Annotated in this window: 23 protein-coding genes and 1 tRNA gene; 17 read left to right on the top strand and 7 right to left on the bottom strand. The window is 61.0% G+C overall.

Features of this window, described 5'->3' with window-relative positions:
* The first annotated feature begins 1 nt into the window (after position 1).
* Positions 2-1231, top strand: coding sequence for a multifunctional CCA addition/repair protein (locus NUV89_RS02115; protein WP_257780120.1), 1230 nt, complete (start codon positions 2-4; stop codon positions 1229-1231).
* A 108-nt stretch (positions 1232-1339) separates the two neighbouring features.
* Here the strand turns inward: NUV89_RS02115 and folK are convergent, their stop codons facing one another.
* On the bottom strand, positions 1340-1858 hold the full coding sequence (gene folK / locus NUV89_RS02110; protein ID WP_257780119.1) for a 2-amino-4-hydroxy-6-hydroxymethyldihydropteridine diphosphokinase: 519 nt from the start codon (positions 1856-1858) through the stop codon (positions 1340-1342).
* A complete protein-coding gene (gene folB / locus NUV89_RS02105; protein ID WP_015886183.1) occupies positions 1849-2202 on the bottom strand; it encodes a dihydroneopterin aldolase in 354 nt (117 codons plus the stop codon). The genes folK and folB overlap by 10 nt, the downstream gene beginning before the upstream one ends.
* 74 nt (positions 2203-2276) lie before the next feature.
* On the opposite strand from folB, the gene plsY reads away from it, so the two are divergent.
* Positions 2277-2846, top strand: a complete 570-nt coding sequence (plsY, locus tag NUV89_RS02100; RefSeq protein WP_017739514.1) for a glycerol-3-phosphate 1-O-acyltransferase PlsY — start codon at positions 2277-2279, stop codon at positions 2844-2846.
* Positions 2847-2878: 32 nt separating this feature from the next.
* Here plsY and tsaD read toward each other — a convergent pair whose 3' ends face one another.
* A complete protein-coding gene (tsaD, locus tag NUV89_RS02095) occupies positions 2879-3904 on the bottom strand; it encodes a tRNA (adenosine(37)-N6)-threonylcarbamoyltransferase complex transferase subunit TsaD (protein WP_017739515.1) in 1026 nt (341 codons plus the stop codon).
* A gap of 202 nt (positions 3905-4106) precedes the next feature.
* On the opposite strand from tsaD, the gene rpsU reads away from it, so the two are divergent.
* The 5 genes from rpsU to NUV89_RS02070 all read left to right on the top strand — a co-directional run bounded on the left by rpsU (position 4107) and on the right by NUV89_RS02070 (position 12614).
* The gene (rpsU, locus tag NUV89_RS02090) at positions 4107-4322 is read left to right on the top strand and encodes a 30S ribosomal protein S21 (protein WP_002551877.1); all 216 of its coding nucleotides are present in this window, start codon (positions 4107-4109) and stop codon (positions 4320-4322) included.
* Positions 4323-4764: 442 nt separating this feature from the next.
* Positions 4765-6738 (top strand): DNA primase, encoded by a 1974-nt coding sequence (gene dnaG, locus NUV89_RS02085; protein ID WP_257780118.1) that lies wholly within the window; start codon positions 4765-4767, stop codon positions 6736-6738.
* A 67-nt stretch (positions 6739-6805) separates the two neighbouring features.
* Positions 6806-8656 (top strand): RNA polymerase sigma factor RpoD, encoded by a 1851-nt coding sequence (gene rpoD / locus NUV89_RS02080; protein ID WP_017739518.1) that lies wholly within the window; start codon positions 6806-6808, stop codon positions 8654-8656.
* A gap of 122 nt (positions 8657-8778) precedes the next feature.
* Positions 8779-12522, top strand: a complete 3744-nt coding sequence (locus NUV89_RS02075) for an EAL domain-containing protein (RefSeq protein WP_257780117.1) — start codon at positions 8779-8781, stop codon at positions 12520-12522.
* A gap of 15 nt (positions 12523-12537) precedes the next feature.
* Positions 12538-12614: transfer RNA gene (locus tag NUV89_RS02070), tRNA-Ile, on the top strand.
* Between the two features lie 50 nt (positions 12615-12664).
* On the opposite strand, the gene NUV89_RS02065 is transcribed toward NUV89_RS02070, so the two are convergent.
* Complete coding sequence (locus NUV89_RS02065; protein ID WP_257780116.1) at positions 12665-13090, bottom strand: VOC family protein; 426 nt, start codon at positions 13088-13090, stop codon at positions 12665-12667.
* 111 nt (positions 13091-13201) lie between these two features.
* On the opposite strand from NUV89_RS02065, the gene NUV89_RS02060 reads away from it, so the two are divergent.
* From NUV89_RS02060 to pqqE, 10 genes are all read left to right on the top strand, one after another.
* Positions 13202-14071 (top strand): LysR family transcriptional regulator, encoded by an 870-nt coding sequence (locus tag NUV89_RS02060; RefSeq protein ID WP_257780115.1) that lies wholly within the window; start codon positions 13202-13204, stop codon positions 14069-14071.
* A 36-nt stretch (positions 14072-14107) separates the two neighbouring features.
* The gene (locus tag NUV89_RS02055) at positions 14108-14554 is read left to right on the top strand and encodes an Lrp/AsnC family transcriptional regulator (RefSeq protein WP_207045088.1); all 447 of its coding nucleotides are present in this window, start codon (positions 14108-14110) and stop codon (positions 14552-14554) included.
* A 146-nt stretch (positions 14555-14700) separates the two neighbouring features.
* Positions 14701-16392 carry an NAD(P)/FAD-dependent oxidoreductase gene (locus NUV89_RS02050; RefSeq protein WP_257780114.1) on the top strand — a complete coding sequence of 564 codons (1692 nt, stop codon included), beginning with the start codon at positions 14701-14703 and terminating at the stop codon, positions 16390-16392.
* Positions 16393-16403: 11 nt separating this feature from the next.
* Positions 16404-17198: a carbon-nitrogen hydrolase family protein gene (locus tag NUV89_RS02045; protein ID WP_257780113.1), complete on the top strand. Its 795-nt coding sequence runs from the start codon at positions 16404-16406 to the stop codon at positions 17196-17198.
* A gap of 48 nt (positions 17199-17246) precedes the next feature.
* On the top strand, positions 17247-19601 hold the full coding sequence (gene pqqF, locus NUV89_RS02040) for a pyrroloquinoline quinone biosynthesis protein PqqF (protein ID WP_257780112.1): 2355 nt from the start codon (positions 17247-17249) through the stop codon (positions 19599-19601).
* A 159-nt stretch (positions 19602-19760) separates the two neighbouring features.
* Positions 19761-19835: a pyrroloquinoline quinone precursor peptide PqqA gene (pqqA, locus tag NUV89_RS02035; protein ID WP_003194766.1), complete on the top strand. Its 75-nt coding sequence runs from the start codon at positions 19761-19763 to the stop codon at positions 19833-19835.
* Between the two features lie 69 nt (positions 19836-19904).
* Complete coding sequence (pqqB, locus tag NUV89_RS02030) at positions 19905-20816, top strand: pyrroloquinoline quinone biosynthesis protein PqqB (protein WP_122513965.1); 912 nt, start codon at positions 19905-19907, stop codon at positions 20814-20816.
* Positions 20817-20827: 11 nt separating this feature from the next.
* Positions 20828-21580 carry a pyrroloquinoline-quinone synthase PqqC gene (gene pqqC, locus NUV89_RS02025; protein ID WP_017739525.1) on the top strand — a complete coding sequence of 251 codons (753 nt, stop codon included), beginning with the start codon at positions 20828-20830 and terminating at the stop codon, positions 21578-21580.
* A complete protein-coding gene (gene pqqD, locus NUV89_RS02020; RefSeq protein ID WP_003194772.1) occupies positions 21577-21852 on the top strand; it encodes a pyrroloquinoline quinone biosynthesis peptide chaperone PqqD in 276 nt (91 codons plus the stop codon). The genes pqqC and pqqD overlap by 4 nt, the downstream gene beginning before the upstream one ends.
* Entirely contained in the window at positions 21845-22975 is a 1131-nt protein-coding gene (pqqE, locus tag NUV89_RS02015) for a pyrroloquinoline quinone biosynthesis protein PqqE (RefSeq protein WP_257780111.1), read from the top strand. The genes pqqD and pqqE overlap by 8 nt, the downstream gene beginning before the upstream one ends.
* A 5-nt stretch (positions 22976-22980) precedes the next feature.
* On the opposite strand, the gene NUV89_RS02010 is transcribed toward pqqE, so the two are convergent.
* The 3 genes from NUV89_RS02010 to NUV89_RS02000 all read right to left on the bottom strand — a co-directional run bounded on the left by NUV89_RS02010 (position 22981) and on the right by NUV89_RS02000 (position 23904).
* Positions 22981-23139, bottom strand: a complete 159-nt coding sequence (locus tag NUV89_RS02010; protein WP_010207008.1) for a YqaE/Pmp3 family membrane protein — start codon at positions 23137-23139, stop codon at positions 22981-22983.
* A 95-nt stretch (positions 23140-23234) separates the two neighbouring features.
* Positions 23235-23555 carry a DNA-binding transcriptional regulator gene (locus NUV89_RS02005; protein ID WP_257780110.1) on the bottom strand — a complete coding sequence of 107 codons (321 nt, stop codon included), beginning with the start codon at positions 23553-23555 and terminating at the stop codon, positions 23235-23237.
* Positions 23539-23904, bottom strand: coding sequence for a type II toxin-antitoxin system RelE/ParE family toxin (locus tag NUV89_RS02000; RefSeq protein WP_257780109.1), 366 nt, complete (start codon positions 23902-23904; stop codon positions 23539-23541). The genes NUV89_RS02005 and NUV89_RS02000 overlap by 17 nt, the downstream gene beginning before the upstream one ends.
* Between the last annotated feature and the right edge of the window lie 9 nt (positions 23905-23913).

The raw sequence follows: 23913 nt of genomic DNA, 5'->3' as shown, positions 1-23913 counted from the left end.
CATGAAAATCTACAAAGTCGGCGGCGCGGTACGCGATCGCCTGCTGGGCATCCCGGTCACCGACATTGACCGTGTGGTGGTGGGCGCCACGGCCGAAGAGATGCTTGCCTTGGGCTATAAGCCGGTGGGCTCGGACTTCCCGGTGTTCCTCGACCCGAAAAATGGCGACGAGTACGCCCTTGCCCGCACCGAACGCAAGAGCGGCCGGGGTTACGGCGGCTTTGTGTTCCACGCCAGCCCTGACGTCACGCTGGAAGAAGACCTGATCCGCCGCGACCTGACTATCAATGCCATGGCAGAAGACGACGATGGCAATGTGACGGATCCGTACGGCGGCCAGCGTGATCTCGAAGCGCGTATTCTGCGTCACGTTTCCCCCGCTTTCGCCGAAGATCCACTGCGAGTCCTGCGTGTTGCCCGCTTCGCTGCGCGCTACGCACATCTGGGTTTCACCGTAGCACCGCCAACCCTGGAACTGATGCGCCAACTCAGCGAGTCAGGCGAACTGGAAGCCCTGACCCCGGAGCGCAGCTGGAAAGAAATTTCCCGCGCACTGATGGAAGATCAGCCCCAAGTATTCATCCAGGTCCTACGGGACTGTGATGCGCTGAAAACCTTGATGCCGGAAGTGGATGCACTCTTCGGCGTGCCGCAACCGGCGGCCCACCACCCCGAAATCGACACCGGCGTGCATACCTTGAGCGTGCTGGAACAGGCCGCCCTGCACAAACAGCCGCTGACCGTGCGCTGGGCCTGCCTGCTGCATGACCTGGGCAAAGGCCTTACGCCTGTGGATAAGTTGCCGCGGCATATTGCCCACGAACACACCGGCTTGAAGCTGGTCAAGACGGTCAACGAACGCTTCAAGGTGCCGAGGGATTGCCAGGAATTGGCGCTGCTGGTTTGCCAATATCACACCCACGGCCACCGCGCCCTGGAGCTGAAGGCCTCGACATTGCTGGAGTTGTTGCAGAGTTTTGACGTGTACCGTCGCCCGCAGCGCTTTGAAGAGTTTGTGGTCGCCTGTGAAATGGACGCCCGGGGCCGCAAGGGTTTCGAGCAACGCAGTTATCCACAGGCGGATTATTTGCGCGGCGCAGCCAAGGCTGCGCGCGAAGTGGCGGTGGCGCCATTGCTGGAGCAGGGTTTCAAAGGCCCGGAACTGGGCGAAGCGCTCAAGCGCGAACGGCTCAAGGCGCTGCAAGCCTACAAGGAACAGCACAAACTTTAATTGTGGCGAGGGAGCTTGCTCCCGCTGGGCTGCGTGGCAGCCCCAAAATCCTGGAAGCGCTGCGCACTCCTGCGGGAGCAAGCTCCCTCGCCACAGAAAGCTCAGCTCCTACAGAAGCTCATCGGGGGTGAGCTGCTGGCCCTGCCATTCAAACCCCACAGGCGCCAGCACCTGGTCGATCTGCGCATCGCGCCACAGCTCGGCCAGCGTCTTGCCCACTTCAGGGTGCACACGCTGCGGCGCCATCAACGACAGCGGCCACAGCACGAAGGCGTTCTTGAGGATTTCTGCACGCGGCAGGATCAAGCCATCGAAATTGCCCACCAGGTCGCCGTATAGCAACACGTCGATGTCCAGCGGCAGGCCCTTGCGATCCGGCGCATAACGGCCATTGTCGGCCTCGATGAATTTCAAACGGCGATCCAGTTCCATCAACGGCAGGTCGGTATAGGCCGACACCACCAGATTGAAGAACGGACCACTCTTGATCCCCACCGGCTGGCTTTCGAACACCGCCGAGCAGCGGATATCCGTCAAAAAGCCCGCCAGCGCGTCAAGGCCGGCGCACAGATGGGTCTCGCGCTCGATATTGCTGCCAAGGCCAAGGTAAACCTGAGTTAGCGACATCCGCGCTCGATCTCCACGCCCACGCCCTTCGCGGCCGGCACAGCCCCGGGCTTGGTCAACTTGAGGTGCAGCCAGGGAATCTGGAACTCGCTCATCAACACTTCGGCCAAGCGCTCGGCGAAGGTTTCAACCAGCTGATACTGGGATTGCTCGGCAAACGCCTGGATACGTGCGGACACACTGGCGTAGTCCAAGGCCAGGGTCAGGTCGTCACCGGCCGCAGCCGGGCGGTTGTCCCAGGCAAAGCTCAGGTCCAGGCGCAGGCATTGGCGGATTCCGCGCTCCCAGTCGTAGGCCCCGATCACGGTGTCAACTTCCAGGCCTTCGATAAACACTCTGTCCAAGCACTCTTCTCCGCAGCACGACAAGGGCGCGATGCCCCGTTAGAATCAGGGCGTCCTCGCCCGGAATAGTTAGCATGTTTTGGTCACTGGCGATTCTCGCCTACCTGCTCGGCTCGCTGTCCTTCGCCATTTTGCTCAGCCGCCTGACGGGAAATCCCGACCCGCGAATGAGTGGCTCAGGCAATGCCGGCGCCACCAATATGTTGCGCCTGGCCGGCAAGAAGCTCGCCGTGCTGACGCTGCTGGGCGACCTGTGCAAGGGCCTGTTGCCCGTGCTGATCGCCAGCCTCGCCGGCCTTACCCTGCAACAGCAAGCGTGGATCGGCGTGTGCGCCGTCCTCGGCCATCTGTTTCCCCTGTACTTCCGCTTTCGCGGCGGCAAAGGTGTGGCCACGGCGGCAGGCATGCTGCTGGGGATCTACCCACCGGCGGCCTTGCTGGCCGTGATTGCCTGGCTGCTGACGTTCTACCTGACCCGCACCAGCTCGCTTGCCGCGCTGATCGCCACCCCACTGACCCTGCCGTTGCTGGCCTGGCAGGAACCGGCGGCGCTGCTGCCGATGAGCGTGCTGACACTGCTGATCGTCTGGCGCCACCGCGGCAATCTACGCGACCTGTTTGCCGGGCGCGAACGGCATTTTTAAATACCCGCGATGAGCCCGGTTCACGTGACGCGTTACAGCGGCGACAACTGCTCCATCGGCCAGCGCGCCTGCACGCTGATCGCCAGGCTTTCATGCTGCCCGGCCTGCAGGCGCTGGCAGCCGGCATAGGCGATCATCGCGCCGTTATCGGTGCAGAACTCAGGGCGCGCGTAAAACACATCCCCTTTCATGTCGCCGAGCATTTTTTCCAACGACGTGCGCAAGGCCTTGTTGGCGCTGACGCCGCCAGCGATCACCAGGCGCTTCATGCCGGCCTGCTTGAGGGCGCGCTTGCACTTGATGGTCAAAGTCTCCACCACGGCCTGCTGGAACGCCAGCGCGATGTCGCAACGGGCTTGCTCACTGTCGTCCCCGGCGCTGACGCTGTGCTGCCAGGTATTCAGCGCAGAGGTTTTCAGGCCGCTGAAGCTGAACATCAGGCCCGGGCGATCACACATCGGTCGCGGGAAGGTGTAGCGGCCGGCCACACCTTTTTCGGCGAGACGGGCGATTTCCGGGCCACCGGGATAATTGAGGCCCATCATCTTCGCGGTCTTGTCGAAGGCTTCGCCGGCAGCGTCATCCAGGGATTCGCCCAGCAGGGTGTATTGGCCGATGCCGTCCACCTGAACCAGCTGCGTGTGGCCGCCGGAAACCAACAAAGCGACGAACGGGAACTCGGGCGGTGTTTTTTCCAGCATCGGTGCCAGTAAATGGCCTTCCATGTGGTGCACGCCGAGGGCCGGAATGCCCCAGGCAAACGCCAGCGCCTGGGCGCAAGAAGCCCCAACCAGCAGGGCTCCGACCAATCCGGGGCCGGCGGTGTAGGCAATCGCGTCGATCTCGGTCGGCACGCAGCCGGCCTCGTCCAGCACCTGGCGAATCAACGGCAGCATGCGTTTGACGTGATCGCGGCTGGCAAGCTCCGGCACCACGCCGCCATAGGCGCGGTGCAGGTCGATCTGACTGAACAGTGCATCGGCCAAAAGCCCGCGTTCACTGTCGTAAAGTGCGACACCGGTTTCGTCGCAGGAGGTTTCAAGTCCCAGTACTAGCATGGGTTTGCGCCTTGTAGAGGCTGAATTCGAAGGCGCGCATAATAGTCGCCACTCCCCCTCCCGACTAGCGGTTTTCGATCAGAGGCTTTGCATTCCGGGCAATGAGGGGTTAACATCCGCAACCCTTAAAAACCGACGACCTCAGCCGCGAATTTCTTGCGACGAGAACGTTGATCCCGGTAATGAAAGAAGGTAGCTCTGGATGCCAGCCGTCAAAGTTAAAGAGAACGAACCCTTCGACGTAGCTCTGCGTCGTTTCAAGCGCTCCTGCGAAAAAGCCGGTGTACTGGCTGAAGTTCGTAGCCGCGAATTTTACGAGAAGCCAACTTCTGAGCGTAAGCGCAAGGCAGCAGCCGCTGTTAAGCGTCACGCTAAGAAAGTTCAGCGCGAACAGCGCCGCGCCGTTCGTCTGTACTAATACACAGACGTTCGTAGCAAGCTTCTGCCAAGCCCGGCCCTCAGCCGGGCTGTTGGCATTTGCGGATATCGCTTGATGCTTCACTGTTGACGCCGCACACGCGACCGAAACAACTGCTTCACACGTCAGGACTGGCTCTTCTGCCAGCGGTGCACGTCTCTTCTGACGAGTCTAACAAGGCTACTGACGAGCACACTTATCCTACAAACAGGCGATCAACCGTGTCGGCTGTGCCCGCACGAGCTTCCGAGGCCCACCGTTGGCCAAGACCGGATGCCGGGGCAACATTTCCATGCCGAAAACCTGATTGAAATTAACGTCAGTGAATGAACGGCAGATACACTTCCTGAAAGCCCAAGCAGACAGTTGATGATCGAGCCACGCTACGTGCGCCCGAGCACATCACGGGCCCTCATTTACACGCAGTGATGACGAGAACGCCATGGCCGGGCTGATTCCCCAGAGCTTTATTGACGACCTTCTGAACCGCACCGACATCGTCGATGTTGTCAGCTCGCGCGTGCAACTGAAAAAAGCCGGCAAGAACTACACCGCCTGCTGCCCGTTCCACAAAGAGAAAACCCCGTCGTTCAGCGTCAGCCCCGACAAGCAGTTCTACTACTGCTTCGGCTGCGGCGCAGGCGGCAACGCCCTCGGCTTTCTCATGGACCACGACAACCTGGACTTCCCCCAGGCCATCGAGGACCTGGCAAAAGCTGCCGGCATGGAAGTCCCGCGCGAAGAAAGTGGCCGTCCGCACAAACCGCGCCAACCCACCGATTCACCGCTGTACCCGCTGCTGACGGCCGCTGCCGACTTTTATCGTCAGGCGCTTAAGAGCCATCCGCAGCGCAAGGCTGCCGTCGACTACCTCAAGGGTCGCGGCCTCACCGGTGAAATCGCCCGTGACTTCGGCCTGGGTTTCGCCCCACCTGGCTGGGACAACCTGTACAAGCACCTGAGCAGCGACACCCTGCAACAAAAAGCCATGATCGACGCCGGCCTCTTGGTGGAAAACGCCGAGACCGGCAAGCGCTACGACCGCTTCCGCGACCGCGTGATGTTCCCGATCCGCGACAGCCGTGGCCGCATCATTGCGTTCGGTGGCCGCGTACTGGGGGACGACAAGCCCAAGTACCTGAACTCCCCGGAAACTCCGGTTTTCCATAAGGGCCAGGAACTCTACGGGCTGTTCGAAGCGCGCAAGAACAATCGCAACCTCGATGAAATCATCGTGGTTGAAGGCTATATGGATGTGATCGCGCTCGCCCAGCAGGGCCTGCGCAACGCGGTGGCAACGCTGGGTACCGCCACCAGCGAAGAACACTTGAAGCGCCTGTTTCGCGTCGTGCCCAGCGTCTTGTTTTGCTTCGACGGCGACCAGGCCGGCCGCAACGCCGCCTGGCGCGCCCTCGAAGCCACACTGTCGAGCCTGCAGGATGGACGCCGCGCACGCTTTTTGTTCCTGCCCGAAGGCGAAGACCCGGACACCCTGGTCCGCTCCGAAGGCACCGACGCATTCCGCGCCCGCATTAATCAACATGCGCAGCCGCTGGCGGACTACTTCTTCCAACAACTGACCGAAGAAGCCGATCCGCGCTCCCTCGAAGGCAAGGCCCACATGGCCACCCTCGCCGCGCCGCTGATCGACAAGGTGCCGGGCGCCAACTTGCGCACCTTGATGCGCCAGCGTTTGCAGGAAATCACCGGCTTAAGTGGCGAAGCCGTCAGCCAGCTGGCCCACAGCGCACCGCACGATGCAGCGCCACCGGCCTACGACCCGGGCATGGATTACGACGCCATGCCGGACTATGCCGACTTCCACCAACCGCACGAGGCCTACACGCCCCAGCAGGAGTGGTCACCGAAAAAGCCCGGCGCCGGCGGCAAGAAATGGGACAAGAAACCCTGGAGCAAGGACGGCAAACGCGGCAATCGCGACGAGGCTTACGCCCCACGCACCCCGGTCGCCGTGGAAGCGCCAACCTTGATTGCCCTGCGCACCCTCATCCATCACCCGCAATTGGCGGGCAAGGTTGAAAGCGCCGATCACTTCGCAAACGCCAGCAACACCTACGCCCAGGTGCTAATCGCGCTGATTGAAGCGGTGCAGAAAAATCCTAAGCTAAACTCAATTCAGTTGATGGCTCGCTGGCACGGCACCGAACAAGGTCGTTTGTTGAAAGCACTCGCGGAAAAGGAGTGGCTAATTGACGGCGATAACCTTGAACAACAGTTTTTAGACACCATTACTAGGTTATCCGAGGGCCAGCACACGCAGACCCTCGACGAACTCATCAAGAGAGCAAGGCAGCCAGGATTATCGGCTGAAGAGCAAATTCAGATAGCAAAACAGATGCGCGACCTCTTAAAACAGAATGTTTCCGCATCAAACCCGACCTCAGCTGGCGTGTGAGGTCATAGCTCGGGTATAATCCTCGGCTTGTTTTTTGCCCGCCAAGACCTTCAGTGGATAGGGTGTTATGTCCGGAAAAGCGCAACAGCAGTCTCGTATCAAAGAGTTGATCACCCTTGGTCGTGAGCAGAAGTATCTGACTTACGCAGAGGTCAACGATCACCTGCCTGAGGATATTTCAGATCCAGAGCAGGTGGAAGACATCATCCGCATGATTAATGACATGGGGATCCCCGTACACGAGAGTGCTCCGGATGCGGACGCCCTTATGTTGGCCGACGCCGATACCGACGAGGCAGCCGCTGAAGAAGCCGCTGCTGCGTTGGCCGCGGTGGAGACCGACATCGGTCGCACGACTGACCCTGTGCGCATGTATATGCGTGAAATGGGTACCGTCGAGTTGCTGACACGCGAAGGCGAAATCGAAATCGCCAAGCGTATTGAAGAGGGTATCCGTGAAGTGATGGGCGCAATCGCGCACTTCCCTGGCACGGTTGACCACATTCTCTCCGAGTACACTCGCGTCACCACCGAAGGTGGCCGCCTGTCCGACGTCCTGAGCGGTTATATCGACCCGGACGACGGCATCGCGCCGCCTGCTGCCGAAGTACCGCCGCCTGTCGATGCCAAGGCCGCGAAAGCGGACGATGACACCGACGACGACGAGGCTGAAGCCAGCACCGACGACGAAGAAGAAGTCGAAAGCGGTCCAGACCCGATCATCGCTGCCCAGCGTTTCGGTGCGGTTTCCGATCAAATGGAAATCACCCGCAAGGCCTTGAAGAAGCACGGTCGCGCCAACAAGCAGGCAATCGCCGAGCTGCTGGCCCTGGCTGAGCTGTTCATGCCGATCAAGCTGGTGCCGAAGCAATTCGAAGGCCTGGTTGAACGCGTTCGTAGCGCCCTTGAGCGTCTGCGTGCACAAGAGCGTGCAATCATGCAGCTCTGTGTCCGTGATGCGCGCATGCCGCGTACCGACTTCCTGCGCCAGTTCCCGGGCAACGAAGTTGACGAAAGCTGGTCCGACGCACTGGCCAAAGGCAAGGCGAAATACGCTGAAGCCATCGGTCGCCTGCAACCGGACATCATCCGTTGCCAGCAAAAGCTGACTGCGCTTGAAACCGAGACCGGCCTGACAATTGCCGAGATCAAGGACATCAACCGTCGCATGTCGATCGGTGAGGCCAAGGCCCGCCGCGCGAAGAAAGAGATGGTTGAAGCGAACTTGCGTCTGGTGATCTCCATCGCCAAGAAGTACACCAACCGTGGCCTGCAATTCCTCGATCTGATCCAGGAAGGCAACATCGGCTTGATGAAGGCTGTGGACAAGTTCGAATACCGTCGCGGCTACAAGTTCTCGACTTATGCCACCTGGTGGATCCGTCAGGCGATCACTCGCTCGATCGCCGACCAGGCCCGCACCATCCGTATTCCGGTGCACATGATCGAGACGATCAACAAGCTCAACCGTATTTCCCGGCAGATGTTGCAGGAAATGGGTCGCGAACCGACCCCGGAAGAGCTGGGCGAACGCATGGAAATGCCTGAGGATAAAATCCGTAAGGTATTGAAGATCGCTAAAGAGCCGATCTCCATGGAAACCCCGATCGGTGATGACGAAGACTCCCATCTGGGTGACTTCATCGAAGACTCGACCATGCAGTCGCCAATCGATGTCGCCACCGTTGAGAGCCTTAAAGAAGCGACTCGCGACGTACTGTCCGGCCTCACTGCCCGTGAAGCCAAGGTACTGCGCATGCGTTTCGGCATCGACATGAATACCGACCACACCCTCGAGGAAGTCGGTAAGCAGTTTGACGTGACCCGTGAGCGGATCCGTCAGATCGAAGCCAAGGCGCTGCGCAAGTTGCGCCACCCGACGCGAAGCGAGCATCTGCGCTCCTTCCTCGACGAGTGATACCAGAACCCCCGGCCCAGGCCGGGGGTTTTGCTTTCTGCAGCAAAAAAAACCGCGCAACACCCCTCCCCCGCAATGCCCGTCTACACTCGAAACATTCCCCGTGCCATAACGAGACCGTTATGCCCAGATTGCCGACCGTGTTACTGCTGTCGCTGCTGACCTGGACCGCAACGGCTGGCGCGTTGACTCTTACCGACGATGAGCGTGGCTGGCTGGCGGACCATCAGGAGCTGCGGCTGGGGGTGGATGCGTCATGGCCACCCTTCGAATACCGCGATGAAAATGGCCACTACCAAGGTCTGGCCGCAGATTACGTGCGCCTGATCCAGGACCGCCTGGGCGTGAGGGTCAAGCTGATCGAGCCGGCCAGCTGGAGCGCCGTGCTCGAACAGGCCCGCAACAATCAGCTCGACTTGCTGCCTGGCATCATGTCCACCCCGGAACGCCAGAGCTACATGGCATTCACGCGCCCCTACCTGGACTTCCCCATCGTGATCCTGGCCCATGAGGGCGGCGCCAAGCCGCACACCCTCAAGGACCTCTACGGGCTGAAAATTGCCGTGGTGGAGAATTACGCGCCCCATGAACTGCTGCGCACCCACCACCCCGACCTCAACCTGGTGGCCATGCCAAATGTCAGTTCGACCCTGCAAGCACTGGCCACCGACGAAGTGGATGCCGTGGTCGGTGACCTCGCCTCCAGCGTCTGGAGCCTGCGCCAACTGAAGCTCGATGGCTTGTACGTCAGCGGCGAAACGCCCTATCGCTACCAACTGGCGATGGGCGTGCCCCGGGACAACAAAATGCTGGTCGGCATCCTCGATAAAGTCCTCGCCGACCTCAGCCCGCAAGAAACCGATGCCATCCAACAACATTGGGTCGGCAGCATCACCGATCACCGCGCCTTTTGGACCGACCTGCTGACCTACGGCTTGCCGGCGGTATTACTCCTGAGCACCGTATTGGCCATCGTCATTCGGATAAATCGCCGGCTCAGCTCGGAAATTTCCCGCCGCGTAGCGCTTGAACAGGAACTGCGCAGTAGCGAATACCACTATCGCGGCCTGGTGGAGAGCCTGTCCGCCATCGCCTGGGAAGCCAGCGTTGTCGATTTCACCTACAGCTACGTATCACCCCACGCCGAAGACCTGCTGGGCTACCCCCGCGCCCACTGGCTGATCCCGGGCTTCTGGCGCAACATCATTCACCCGGCCGATCTGACACGCGCCGAAACCTACTGCCACCGCGAAACCCGCGCCAACCGCGACCACAGCATTGATTACCGCGTCATCACCGCCGATGGCCGCTGTCTGTGGGTGCGGGACATTGTCAGCCTGATAGAACACGGCCATGAGCCGGTGCTGCGCGGTTTGATGATCGACATCAGCGAGGCCAAACGCACCGAAGAAGCCTTGCAGCTATCGGAGCAAAAATTTGCCTCGGTGTTTCAGCAATGCCCGGACATCTTGATAATCGCCCGCCTGTCCGACGGCTGCCTGCTGGAGGTGAACAAGGCGTTCGAGGACCAGGTTGGCCTGAGCGCTGAAGAGGTGGTGGGTAAAACCGGCACACAGTTGAATATCTGGGGGACCGAGGGTACCGGCCCGGATCTGCTGCAACGGGTGCAGACCGCCAGTATCCGCAACCTGGAGATGCCCTTTCGGCGCAGCAACGGCCAAGCTTTTACCGGCCTGATTTCCGCCGAACCGTTCCAGCTCGACACCATCGAAGCCATTGTGGTGGTGGTGCGCGACATCTCCCAACTCAAGGAAACCCAACAACAACTGCAAACCTCCGAAGAAAAATTCGCCAAGGCGTTCCACGCCTCCCCCGACGGCTTGCTGTTGAGCCGCCAGAGTGACGGCCTGTTGATCGAAGTGAACGATGGCTTCAGCCGTATTACCGGCTTCAACAGCGCGGCATCCCTCGACCAATCCGCCCTGGACCTGGGCATCTGGGTCGATCTCAACGAACGCAAGCACATGCTGGAACTGATGCAACGCGACGGTTTTGTCCGCGACTTCATCTGCCATATCCGCCGCAGTGACGGGCAGATCCGGCTCTGCGAGTTGTCCAGCCGGCCGCTGCCGATCGGCGATGACGACTGCATGCTCACCATCGCCCGCGACATCACCGAACGCCAACTGATGCAGGAGAAGCTGCAACAGGCCGCCACGGTCTTCGAAAGCACCGCCGAAGGCGTGCTAATCACCGACACCCGGCAGAACATCAGCGCCGTCAACCGCGCCTTCAGCGAGATCACCGGCTACAGCGAGGCCGAAGCCCTGGGCCACACCCCCCGCCTCCTCGCGTCCGGGCTACACGACAGCGCGTTCTATGCGGCGATGTGGCATCAACTGACCGCCCACGGCCATTGGCAGGGCGAGATCTCCAACCGCCGCAAGAATGGCGAGGTTTATCCCAGCTGGCTGACGATCAGCGCCGTACGCAACCGCGACCTGCTGATTACGCACTTTGTCGCAGTGTTTGCCGATATCTCCAGCCTTAAGCTGGCCCAGGCGCGCCTCGACTACCAGGCTCACCACGACCCCCTGACCGGCCTGCCCAATCGCACCCTGTTCGAAAACCGCTTGCAAGCCGCCCTCAACGGCCATCAAGAAACCGGCAAACAGGGCGCCGTGCTGTTTCTCGACCTGGACCGCTTCAAACACATCAACGACAGCCTTGGCCACCCCATCGGCGACCTCTTGCTCAAGGACATCGCCGTGCGCCTCAAGGAGCAACTGCGCGACATCGACACCGTCGCCCGCCTCGGCGGCGATGAATTCATCATCCTGCTGCCAGGCCTGCAACACGCCACCGACGCCGACTACCTCGCGAACAAACTGCTGGCGTGCTTCACCCCACCGTTCCAGGCCGGCGAGCACGAGTTTTTTATCAGCGCCAGTATCGGCACCAGCCTCTACCCCCAGGACGGCACCGACGTCGCCACCCTGGTCAAGAACGCCGACGCCGCGATGTACCGCTCCAAGGCCAAGGGCCGCAACCGGGTCGAGAGTTACACCCGCGACCTCACCGCCCAAGCCAACGAACGCGTGGCCCTGGAGCACGAACTGCGCCGCGCCATCGAACGCGACGAACTGAGCCTGTACTACCAGCCAAAAATCAGCCTGGTGACACAAGAACTGATCGGCGCAGAAGCCCTCATCCGCTGGCACCACCCGACCTTCGGCGACGTGCCCCCCGAGCACTTCATTGCCCTGGCCGAAGAAAACGGCATGATCCTGCAGATAGGCGATTGGGTACTCGAACAGGCCTGCCGACAACTGCACGCCTGGCAAGGCACCTTCGACGATTTCGGCACCCTCTCGGTCAACCTCGCCGGCGCGCAACTGCGCCACCCCAACCTGCTGTCACGTATCGAACAACTGCTGCACGACTACCGCCTCGAACCCGGCTGCCTGCAATTGGAGATCACCGAAAACTTCATCATGAGCCAGGCCGAAGAAGCCCTGGCAGTCCTGCACCAACTCAAGCAACTGGGCGTACAACTGGCGATTGACGACTTCGGCACCGGCTATTCCTCCCTCAGCTACCTCAAGCGCCTGCCGCTGGACTTCCTGAAAATCGACCAATCCTTCGTCCGCGGCCTGCCCGACGACCCCCACGACGCGGCCATCGTGCGCGCCATCATCGCCTTGGGCCACAGCATGCAATTCACCATCATCGCCGAAGGCGTGGAAAACCCCGCGCAACAGGCATTCCTTGCCGCAGAAGGCTGCGAACAGATGCAAGGCTACATCGTCAGCCTGCCCCTGCCGCCGGAGCTTTTTGCCGCGAGCTTTCTTCGTATGAGCCTTGAGGATTTTTCGGATAGCACAGCAGAGAAACCATCGCTATAATCCGCGACCTGTTAAGGGCCTATAGCTCAGTTGGTCAGAGCAGAGGACTCATAATCCTTTGGTCCACGGTTCAAGTCCGTGTGGGCCCACCAAACAAAAAAGCCGCGCATTGCGCGGCTTTTGCGTTTCTGGCGCTCAGGGATTACTTCGCAAACAACTGGCCAATATCTCTGAACGCCTTGAACTCCAGCGCATTCCCACACGGGTCGAACAGAAACAGCGTCGCCTGCTCCCCCGCCTGGCCTTTGAACCGGATGTGCGGCTCCAGCACAAACTTCGTTCGCCGCGCTTGCAAGCGATCCGCCAGCGCGTGCCAATCGTCCCAGCCCAGCACGACGCCAAAGTGCGGGACGGGCACGTCATGGCCGTCTACCGCATTGGTATGCGCCGACGCCTGGGACGCGGTTTTCGGGTGTTCGTGGATCACCAACTGGTGGCCGAAGAAGTTAAAGTCGACCCATTGTTCGCTGGACCGCCCCTCTTCCAACCCAAAGACGTCCCCATAGAAATAACGCGCAGCGGCAAGGTCGAATACCGGTATTGCCAAGTGAAAAGGGGCGATTGTCATCAGGTCAAACCTCTGAGGGTAGTAAGTGCATGGAGTCTATCCTTGCCGCTGGAGATGAAAAGACGATAGTTTTTGAACCGAGCTCAAATTATTTCGATCAATCGAGGCCCCATGCTGCGCGAGCTGAAGACTTTTATCGCCGTCACCCGCCACGGCACGTTCGCGGCGGCAGGCATGCATATCGGGCTGACGCAGTCGGCGGTCAGCGCGCAGATTCGCCAACTGGAGCAGGCGCTGGGCGTGTCGCTGTTCGACCGCACGGGGCGCCAGGCCACGCTGAATGCCGCTGGCGTACGTGCCTTGCCGCTGGCCAAGGAGATTCTGGAGACCTTCAATCGCATGGCCGTGCCGGTGGATGCCAACGAGTACCGCGGCGAGTTGAAAGTCGGTGCAATCACCACCGCGCAAACTGGCTTGCTGCCCCAGACCTTGCTGCGTTTACGCCAAGCCGCGCCGACGCTGGAGTGCAAGCTGGTGCCGGGGGTGTCCCTGGAGCTGTTGAGTCAGGTGGACGCGGGCGAGTTGGATTCGGCGATTATCATTCGTCCACCCTTCGACCTCCCCAAGGAGCTGCACGTGCAGGTGCTGCGCAAGGAGCCATTCGTCCTGATCGTGCCCCACGCTGTAACGGGCGATGACACGTTACAACTGCTCGCCACACAACCCCATGTGCGCTACGACCGCGCCTCATTTGGTGGCCGACTGGTCAGCCGGTTTCTACGCGAGCAGAAGCTCAATGTGCAGGTGGCGCTGGAGTTGGATGAGCTGGAGGCCATCGTCAAAATGGTCGAGTGCGGCTTGGGCGTGTCGTTGATTCCGCAGGCTGGCCTGTGGCTGGAACGCTCGCCGAGCGTACGAATTATCCCGCTGGGCAGTCTTACCTTTTACCGCGAGATCATCCTGCTCAGTCGCTACAACCAACGCCATCTGCCAGTACCGCAACTGTTTGCGCGCTGCCTGCTCGCCGACACAAGCCTGTAACATGCCGCCCATTGCCGTCTGTATCGGAGCCACCCCTTGCCTGCCCTAGATGAAATCGACCGCCAACTGATCGCCGCCCTGCAGATCAACGCGCGCGAAAGCGTGGCCATGCTCGCCCGGCAGTTGGGCATCGCGCGCACCACGGTGACGTCGCGCCTGGCACGCCTGGAAAAGACCCAGGTCATCACCGGTTACGGTGTGCGTCTGGGCCAGCGGGTGGCCGATGGCGGTTTGCAGGCTTATGTGGGAATCACAGTGCAGCCGCGCTCAGGCAAGGAAGTGCTGCGCCGCCTGAGTGCGATGGCCCAGGTCCAGCAGTTGTGCGCGGTGAGCGGCGAGTTCGATTACGTGGCGTGGCTGCGCACCGATTCGCCGGAGCAGCTTGACCAGTTGCTGGACCAGATCGGCAGCGTCGATGGCGTGGAAAAAACCACCACCTCGATCATCCTCAGCAACAAATTGGATCGCGGACAGCCAGTTTGACCGCCAACTTCGTCACTCTGACTAAAAACAGCTCAATACGACGACACATTGCGTCTTATTAACGCACGCTACGCTCCCTAAACTGGCTGCCATCTTTTCCTATACTCAGCGGGACGTGCCCCGCCGAGTCGCCAGCCAGGTCAGCCATGAACCCATTCAACAAAAACAATCGCCACCCTGCAGACGGTAAAAAACCCATCACCATCTTTGGCCCGGACTTCCCGTTTGCCTTTGATGACTGGATCGAGCACCCCGCCGGCCTGGGTAGCATTCCCGCCGCCCATCATGGCGCCGAAGTGGCGATTGTCGGCGCGGGCATTGCCGGCCTGGTGGCCGCCTACGAGCTGATGAAACTGGGCCTCAAGCCCGTGGTTTACGAAGCCTCGAAAATGGGTGGGCGCTTGCGCTCCCAGGCATTTGAAGGCGCGGAAGGCATCATCGCCGAGCTCGGCGGTATGCGCTTCCCGGTGTCGTCCACCGCGTTCTACCACTATGTGGACAAACTCGGGCTGGAAACCAAACCATTCCCCAACCCCTTGACCCCAGCGTCTGGCAGTACAGTGATCGACCTGGAAGGCCAGACCCATTACGCACAAAAGCTGTCGGATTTGCCGGTGCTGTTCCAGGAAGTCGCCGACGCCTGGGCCGATGCCCTGGAAGCCGGCTCGCAGTTCGGAGACATCCAGCAAGCCATCCGCGACCGTGATGTGCCGCGCCTCAAGGCGCTGTGGAACAAGCTCGTGCCGCTGTGGGACGACCGCACCTTCTACGACTTCGTCGCCACCTCCAAGGCGTTTGCCAAGCTGTCATTCCTGCACCGCGAAGTCTTCGGCCAGGTCGGCTTCGGCACCGGCGGCTGGGACTCGGACTTTCCCAACTCGATGCTGGAAATCTTCCGCGTGGTCATGACCAACTGCGACGACCACCAGCACCTCGTGGTCGGCGGCGTGGCGCAAGTGCCCATGGGCATCTGGCGCCATGTGCCGGAACGTTGCGCCCACTGGCCGGCCGGCACCAGCCTCAGCTCGTTGCACCGCGGCGCGCCACGGGCCGGGGTGAAGCGCATTGCCCACGCCGACGGTGGCCGTTTCGCCGTCACCGACAACTATGGCGACACCCGCGAATACGCCGCCGTGCTGACCACCTGCCAAAGCTGGCTGCTGACCACCCAGATCGAATGCGACGAAAGCCTGTTCTCGCAAAAAATGTGGATGGCCCTGGACCGCACCCGCTACATGCAATCGTCGAAGACCTTCGTGATGGTCGATCGCCCGTTCTGGAAAGACAAAGACCCGGAAACCGGCCGCGACCTGATGAGCATGACCCTCACCGATCGCCTGACCCGTGGCACCTACCTGTTCGACAACGGCGACGACAAGCCGGGCGTGATCTGCCTGTCTTACTCGTGGATGAGCGACGCGCTGAAAATGCTCCCGCAGCCCATCGACAAGCGTGTAAAACTGGCCCTCGACGCCCTGAAGAAGATCTACCCGAAAGTCGATATCAAGGCGCGCATCATCGGCGACCCGATTACCGTGTCCTGGGAAGCGGACCCGCACTTCCTCGGGGCCTTCAAAGGCGCGCTGCCCGGCCACTATCGCTACAACCAGCGGATGTATGCGCACTTCATGCAGAAGGACATGCCCGCCGAACAGCGTGGGATTTTTATCGCCGGTGACGACGTTTCCTGGACCCCGGCCTGGGTAGAAGGCGCCGTGCAAACTTCGCTGAACGCCGTGTGGGGCATCATGACCCACTTCGGCGGCAGCACTCACCCCGAGAACCCGGGCCCGGGTGATGTGTTCGATGAAATCGGCCCGATCGCCCTGGCCGAGTAAGGAGCCGAACCATGCGTGTCGCCCTGTACCAATGCCCGCCGCTACCGCTGGATGTGGCCGGCAACCTCGCGCGCCTGCACCAGTTGGCGCATGAAGCCTGCGGCGCCGATGTGCTGGTGCTGCCAGAGATGTTCCTCAGCGGCTACAACATCGGCGCCGAAGCGGTTGGCGCCTTGGCCGAGGCGGCAGATGGCCCCTCCGCGCAGACGATTGCCGAGCTGGCGCAAAGCGCGGGCCTGGCGATTGTGTACGGCTACCCGGAACGCGCTGAAGACGGACAGATCTACAACGCCGTGCAGTTGATCGACGCCCACGGCCAGCGCCTGTGCAATTACCGCAAGACCCATCTGTTTGGCGACCTCGATCACTCGATGTTCAGCGCCGGCGGCGACGACTTTCCGCTGGTGGAGCTCAACGGCTGGAAGCTGGGCATGCTGATCTGCTACGACCTGGAGTTCCCGGAAAACACCCGCCGCCTGGCCCTGGCCGGCGCCGAGCTGATCCTGGTGCCCACGGCGAACATGGTGCCGTTCGACTTCGTCGCCGACGTCACCGTGCGGGCGCGGGCCTTCGAGAACCAATGCTACGTGGCCTACGCCAATTACTGCGGACATGAAGGCGATATCCACTACTGCGGGCAAAGCAGCATCGCCTCGCCGGATGGCCAGCGCATTGCCCAGGCGGGACTGGACGAAGCCTTGATCGTCGGCACCCTGGAGCGCCAATCGATCCTCGATGCCCGCGCCGCCAACCACTACCTGCACGACCGCCGCCCCGAACTGTACGGCACGCTGCACAAGCCCTGACCCATTGGGTTTGCTAGCATAGGCACTTCCTATGTTTCGGAAGTGCCCATGCCTGCGCCGGCCCACCCCCTTGATCGTCAACTGACCCTCGCCAATGGCCTGCGGGTTACCCTGCTCCATGCGCCACGCTTGAAGCGCTGCGCCGCTGCCTTACAGGTGGCTGCCGGTAGCCATGACGTGCCGCTGGCCTGGCCGGGACTGGCACATTTTCTTGAACACCTGTTGTTTCTTGGTACCGAGCGTTTTCCTACCGGCGAAGGGTTGATGGCTTACGTGCAACGCCACGGTGGCCAGGTCAATGCCAGCACCCGTGAGCGCACCACCGAGTTCTTCTTCGAACTGCCGGTTGCAACCTTTGCCGATGGCCTGGAACGCTTGGCGGACATACTGACCCACCCGCGCCTGGCGCCGGAAGACCAACTGCGCGAGCGCGAAGTGCTGCACGCGGAGTTTGTCGCCTGGTCCCAGGATGCCAAGGCACAGCAGCAGGTGGCGTTGTTCGAAGGGCTGGCGGCGGATCATCCACTGCGGGGTTTTCACGCGGGCAACCGCGACAGCCTGCCGGTGGAGCGTGGGGCATTTCAGCAGGCCTTGCGGGAATTCCATCAGCAGTATTACCAGAGCGGGCAGATGAGCCTGCGCCTCGCCGGGCCGCAGCCGTTGGACGAGCTGGAGGCCCTGGCCCAGCGATTCAGCACGCAACTGTCTACAGGCCCGTTGCACCCGCAAGCCGCGCCGCCCGCATTGATGACCGGCCAAGCCCAGGGCTATCAGCACAAAGTCGACAACCACCTGCATCAAGTCATCACTTGCCAGGCGCCCCGCGCACCGCTGGAGTTCCTTTGCACCTGGCTCAACGCCTCGGCGCCGGGCGGGCTGTTGGCCGAACTGCAAGCCCGGCAACTGGCTACTGACCTGCAGGCGACGGTGCTGTATCACTTCGCCGGGCAAGCCCTGCTCGATATCGACTTTACGCTCGGCGCACAGGGTGAACAGGCGACACTGATTGAATCCTTGCTGTACGACTGGCTGAGCTTTTTCGCACACAGCGATTGGACTTCACTGAGAGAAGAGTTCGCCCTGCTCGCCGCTCGCCAGCAACAGACCCGTGGCGCCCTGGCCTTGGCTCAACACGCCAGCGAAGACTTGTCGGAGCAGGCCATCGCCGCCCTCAAAGCCATGCTCGACGCGCTGCACTTGCCGGCTGCTCGACACACCTGGCAACTGCCACCCAGCAATCCCTTCCTGCGCCCGCCGCTCAAGGAAGAACGCGCCGGTCTGATTCGCGGGCAGACCAGCGCCCACCGGGGTTTACGCACGTTCGCCCAGGACCGTTCACGGGGGCGTCGGGAAGCATCGGCACTGACGTTCAGCCAAGCGCTGGCAGATGACACCGATGAGGCTGCGCTGTACCTGCACTGGCGCTTTGCGCCCACGGGCCTGGAAGGCGCCTTGCAACCATTGCGTGAGAACGCTCGTCAGGCAGGCGTCGAATTGTCGTTTGAAACCGTCGGCAATGACTGGCTGGTGAAACTGGTCGGGCTGCCCGAACCCATGCCGGCAGTGCTGGACGCGTTGGCGCACAGCCTGAATCAAACCCAACAAGCACCCTGCACACCTACGCCGATGATCGCCATCCGCGAATTGCTCAAGGCGTTGCCTGGTTTCTGCACCGCCAACACGCCCGAAAACACCGAGGCAACCTGGGCCAGCGCACAATGGCAAGGCCTGGGGCTGGGGTTTTCCGCCGCGTCTGAAGCAGCGATCAAAGCCGCAGCGGCCCGTCTGCCCGGACACCCTGCAAATCTCGAACAGGTCCTGCCAGCCCTCGGCGGCCAGCGTGTCTGGCATGAGGTGCAAACCGACTCCAGCGAGGCCGCCCTGCTGCTGTTTTGCCCGGCACCCAGCCAATCCCTGGCGGATGAGGCTGCGTGGCGCCTGCTGGGGCATGTGCTCCAGGGCCCGTTTTACCAACGCCTGCGGGTCGAACTGCAAATCGGCTACGCGGTATTCAGCGGCGTCCGACAGATCAACGGGCAAACCGGCCTGCTGTTTGGCGTGCAATCCCCCAACGTGTCCCTCGATGGGATCGTCGAACACCTGCACACCTTCCTCGCGCAATTACCGGCACGCATCAGCAGCAGCGAAGACCTCGGCAACCGGGTGCTGGCCCGACAGTTCTCAACTGAGACGCTACCCCTTGCCCAGGCCGCCGAACTGCTCTGGCACGCGCGTTTGGCGGGGCATCCGGCGGATTATCTGGAGCACCTTCAACAATCAATCCAGCGCCTTGCGCGTGAACAGATGCAGCACGCCGCCGAACAATTGATCGACGCCACGGGCGGCTGGCGCTGTATCGCCAACGGCCCAATCAGCAAGGGCCAATGGCTGTCTCCAGGCTGATCGTTGCCAACCCTGCAACAGGCTTTTTCCTCCGAGACAGCGCTAACTTGAACAGATCTGAGTATTATTCCTAGGCACACAGCTGAACATCTCCGATTGGAGGTGGACTATATGTATTACTTGGTAGTGAAAGTCCCATCCCTTGGTAGGAGTAAGAATATGACCTGGTCCAAACCTGCTTACACTGATCTGCGTATCGGTTTCGAAGTCACCATGTACTTCGCCAGCCGTTAATCCGCTGGGTAATACAACGCCTCGGCCCGCCCGGGGCGTTTTTGTTTTGAGCTTTGCTTGGGAGCTACCATGTTTGTCCAGATTCTAGGTTCCGCCGCCGGCGGTGGTTTCCCCCAGTGGAACTGCAACTGCGTGAACTGCGCAGGTTTTCGTGATGGCAGCCTGCGGGCCCAGGCGCGTACCCAGTCGTCCATCGCGATCTCCGACGATGGTGTGAATTGGGTGCTGTGCAACGCCTCGCCGGATATTCGTGCGCAACTGCAAGGCTTTGCGCCGATGCAACCGGGCCGGGCCCTGCGCGACACCGGCATCAGCGCGATCATCCTGATGGACAGCCAGATCGACCACACCACCGGCCTGCTGAGCCTGCGCGAAGGTTGCCCGCACCAGGTGTGGTGCACGGACATGGTCCATGAAGACCTCAGCACCGGCTTCCCGCTGTTCACCATGCTGACCCACTGGAACGGCGGCCTGGCCTGGAACCGCATCGAGCTGGACACCAGCTTCACCGTCCCGGCCTGCCCCAACCTGCGTTTCACCCCACTGCCACTGCGCAGCGCCGCACCGCCCTACTCGCCACACCGCTTCGACCCGCATCCGGGCGACAACATCGGCTTGATCGTCGAAGACCTGCGCACCGGCGGCAAGCTGTTCTACGCCCCAGGCCTGGGCAAAGTCGACGCGCCGCTGCTGGAGATCATGGCCGGCAGCGACTGCCTGCTGGTGGACGGCACGATGTGGGATGACGACGAAATGCAGCGCCGTGGCGTCGGCACCCGCACCGGACGCGAGATGGGCCACCTGGCGCAAAACGGTCCCGGCGGCATGCTCGAAGTGCTGGAACAGTTGCCCGAGCAGCGCAAAGTACTTATCCACATCAACAACACCAACCCGATCCTCGATGAAGACTCCCCCGAGCGCGCGGAACTGGTGCGGCGCAATGTCGAAGTGGCTTACGACGGCATGAGCATTGAATTGTAGGAGCGATCGAAATGACTGACACGCCATTGACCACCGCCGAATTCGAAGCCGCCCTGCGGGCCAAGGGCGCCTTCTACCATATCCATCACCCGTACCACGTGGCGATGTACGAAGGCCGCGCGAGCCGCGAGCAGATCCAGGGCTGGGTTGCCAACCGCTTCTACTACCAGGTGAACATCCCGCTCAAAGACGCGGCGATCCTGGCCAACTGCCCGGATCGCGAGATCCGCCGCGAGTGGATCCAGCGCCTGCTCGACCACGACGGCGCACCGGGTGAAGACGGCGGTATCGAAGCCTGGCTGCGCCTGGGCCAGGCCGTCGGCCTCGACCCCGATCAACTGCGTTCGCAGGAATTGGTCCTGCCCGGCGTACGATTTGCGGTCGATGCCTACGTCAACTTCGCCCGTCGCGCCAGTTGGCAAGAAGCCGCTAGCAGCTCGTTGACCGAACTGTTCGCGCCGCAGATCCACCAGTCGCGCCTCGACAGCTGGCCGCAGCACTACCCGTGGATCGACCCCACCGGCTACGAATATTTCCGCACCCGCCTGGGCCAGGCCCGGCGTGATGTGGAGCACGGTCTGGCGATCACCCTGCAGCACTACACCACCCGCGAAGGCCAGGAACGCATGCTGGAAATTCTCCAGTTCAAACTGGATATTTTGTGGAGCATGCTGGACGCCATGAGCATGGCCTACGAACTGAAACGCCCGCCGTATCACAGCGTGACCGACCAACGGGTATGGCATAAGGGGATCGCCCTATGAGCTTTGATCGCAGCAAGAAACCGACCTGGCGCCAAGGTTATCGCTACCAGTACGAACCCGCACAAAAGGGCCATGTGCTGCTCTACCCCGAAGGCATGATAAAGCTCAACGACAGCGCCGCACTGATCGGCGGCTTGATCGACGGCGAGCGCGACGTGGCGGCGATCATCGCCGAGCTGGATAAACAGTTCCCCGGCGTGCCGGAGCTGGGTGACGACATCGAGCAATTCATGGAGGTCGCCCGTGCTGAGCACTGGATCACCCTTGCCTGAAAAACCGCCGATTGGCCTGCCGTTGTGGCTGCTCGCCGAGCTGACCTACCGCTGCCCGCTGCAGTGCCCGTATTGCTCCAACCCGCTGGATTTTGCCGAGCAGGGCAAGGAGCTGAGCACCGAGCAGTGGTTCAAGGTGTTTCGCGAAGCGCGGGAAATGGGCGCCGCGCAGCTAGGCTTCTCCGGCGGTGAACCGTTGGTGCGCCAGGACCTCGCCGAACTGATCGCCGAGGCGCGCAAACTGGGGTTCTACACCAACCTGATTACATCCGGCATTGGCCTCACCGAGCAGAAGATCAGCGACTTCAAGAAGGCCGGCCTGGACCATATCCAGATCAGTTTCCAGGCCAGCGACGAGCAAGTGAACAACCTGCTGGCCGGCTCGAAAAAAGCCTTCGCGCAAAAACTCGAAATGGCCCGCGCGGTAAAAGCCCACGGCTACCCGATGGTGCTGAACTTCGTCACCCATCGGCACAATATCGACAAGATCGACCGCATCATTGAGCTGTGCATCGCGCTGGAAGCGGACTTTGTCGAACTCGCCACCTGCCAGTTCTACGGCTGGGCGCAGCTCAACCGCGTCGGGTTGCTACCCACCCAGGAACAACTGGTGCGCGCCGAACGCATCACCAACGAGTACCGCGCCAAACTGGAAGCCGAAGGCCACCCGTGCAAGCTGATCTTCGTGACCCCGGACTACTACGAGGAACGCCCGAAAGCCTGCATGAATGGCTGGGGCAGTATCTTTCTGACAGTCACGCCGGACGGCACCGCCCTGCCCTGTCACGGCGCCCGACAGATGCCGGTGCAATTTCCCAACGTGCGCGACCACAGCATGCAGCACATCTGGTACGACTCGTTCGGCTTCAACCGCTTTCGCGGCTACGACTGGATGCCCGAGCCGTGCCGTTCATGCGATGAAAAGGAAAAAGACTTCGGCGGCTGTCGTTGCCAGGCCTTCATGCTCACGGGGGATGCGAGCAATGCCGACCCGGTGTGCAGCAAGTCCGAGCAGCACGGCATCATCCTGCAAGCGCGGGAAGAAGCCGAACACGCTACCCAGACCATCGAGCAACTGGCCTTTCGCAATGAGCGCAACTCACGGCTCATCGCCAAAGGCTGACGGCCTCAGCGCTTGGCGATGATGTACACCGCGTGAATGATGCCCGGGAAATAACCGCACAGGGTCAGCAGAATATTCAGCCAGAACGCACCGGCGAAACCCACTTGCAGGAACACACCCAGTGGCGGCAGCAGAATGGCGATGATGATACGAATGATGTCCATGGGTTCAGCTCCAGAAAATCGGCTCGTGTGAGCCGTGTAGCTAATCGACCTTGGGGGTTCGTGAGGGTTCAGTGGGATCTGGCGTTGGGCTACTATCAGGCGAGAATCTCCAAGCCGTGCTTCTTCACAATGCTTAGCAACTTGAGCGCCATGCCGCTGGGTTGTTTCTCGCCGGATTCCCACTTTTTCACGGTGGACGCGCTGGTGTTCAGGTAGCGGGCGAACACAGGTTGGCTTACATGACTGCTTTCACGAAGCTGCTTGATTTGGTCGGCCGGGATTTGCTCAGGGACGGCAGATAGACATGCCTCGTCATATTCACGAAGCGTGGTTTTACTGATGGCGCCGATGGCATAAAGCGCTACCGCGGATTTGTGTACCGACTCCAACGCTTCGCTTTCATATTTTTTGATCATGATGTATCTCCACAAACTCCCTGAGATCCAGAAGTCGCTGGACCTGTGCTTCGTTTAAACTTTCATAAGTCTTTGCCATCGCTCGAAACCAAATCAAATCCTTTTGACTGATATTGCTCTGATCCTGCTTGGCGAACAAAAGTTGATAAACCCAGTAATGCCTGCCCTTGGCCAGGACAATAGAGCGATGTCTGTTCTGATTCAGGCGCTTTTTCCACACACCGCCTCCCAGATTATCCGCTTGCCCCTTAAGTAACTGGCCAAATGCCTCCCTCAACTCTGAATCACAAATCCAAGCTTTACCGGCAGCATCAGCAAAATCGCGGGTCTTGAACAACCTGAGTTTCATGGATATCCC

The sequence above is a fragment of the Pseudomonas sp. 18.1.10 genome (genome assembly GCF_024655625.1).
Taxonomy (GTDB): Bacteria; Pseudomonadota; Gammaproteobacteria; order Pseudomonadales; family Pseudomonadaceae; genus Aquipseudomonas.
Note: the sequence above shows the minus strand (reverse complement) of the source record. Positions and strands in the feature narration are given on the sequence as shown.

Coding starts and splice junctions, on each gene's coding strand:
- NUV89_RS02115 (WP_257780120.1), top strand. CDS start 2: ATGAAAATCTACAAAGTCGGCGGCGCGGTACGCGATCGCCTGCTGGGC.
- folK (WP_257780119.1), bottom strand. CDS start 1,858: ATGTCGCTAACTCAGGTTTACCTTGGCCTTGGCAGCAATATCGAGCGC.
- plsY (WP_017739514.1), top strand. CDS start 2,277: ATGTTTTGGTCACTGGCGATTCTCGCCTACCTGCTCGGCTCGCTGTCC.
- tsaD (WP_017739515.1), bottom strand. CDS start 3,904: ATGCTAGTACTGGGACTTGAAACCTCCTGCGACGAAACCGGTGTCGCA.
- rpsU (WP_002551877.1), top strand. CDS start 4,107: ATGCCAGCCGTCAAAGTTAAAGAGAACGAACCCTTCGACGTAGCTCTG.
- dnaG (WP_257780118.1), top strand. CDS start 4,765: ATGGCCGGGCTGATTCCCCAGAGCTTTATTGACGACCTTCTGAACCGC.
- rpoD (WP_017739518.1), top strand. CDS start 6,806: ATGTCCGGAAAAGCGCAACAGCAGTCTCGTATCAAAGAGTTGATCACC.
- NUV89_RS02075 (WP_257780117.1), top strand. CDS start 8,779: ATGCCCAGATTGCCGACCGTGTTACTGCTGTCGCTGCTGACCTGGACC.
- NUV89_RS02065 (WP_257780116.1), bottom strand. CDS start 13,090: ATGACAATCGCCCCTTTTCACTTGGCAATACCGGTATTCGACCTTGCC.
- NUV89_RS02060 (WP_257780115.1), top strand. CDS start 13,202: ATGCTGCGCGAGCTGAAGACTTTTATCGCCGTCACCCGCCACGGCACG.
- NUV89_RS02050 (WP_257780114.1), top strand. CDS start 14,701: ATGAACCCATTCAACAAAAACAATCGCCACCCTGCAGACGGTAAAAAA.
- NUV89_RS02045 (WP_257780113.1), top strand. CDS start 16,404: ATGCGTGTCGCCCTGTACCAATGCCCGCCGCTACCGCTGGATGTGGCC.
- pqqF (WP_257780112.1), top strand. CDS start 17,247: ATGCCTGCGCCGGCCCACCCCCTTGATCGTCAACTGACCCTCGCCAAT.
- pqqB (WP_122513965.1), top strand. CDS start 19,905: ATGTTTGTCCAGATTCTAGGTTCCGCCGCCGGCGGTGGTTTCCCCCAG.
- pqqC (WP_017739525.1), top strand. CDS start 20,828: ATGACTGACACGCCATTGACCACCGCCGAATTCGAAGCCGCCCTGCGG.
- pqqD (WP_003194772.1), top strand. CDS start 21,577: ATGAGCTTTGATCGCAGCAAGAAACCGACCTGGCGCCAAGGTTATCGC.
- NUV89_RS02010 (WP_010207008.1), bottom strand. CDS start 23,139: ATGGACATCATTCGTATCATCATCGCCATTCTGCTGCCGCCACTGGGT.
- NUV89_RS02005 (WP_257780110.1), bottom strand. CDS start 23,555: ATGATCAAAAAATATGAAAGCGAAGCGTTGGAGTCGGTACACAAATCC.
- NUV89_RS02000 (WP_257780109.1), bottom strand. CDS start 23,904: ATGAAACTCAGGTTGTTCAAGACCCGCGATTTTGCTGATGCTGCCGGT.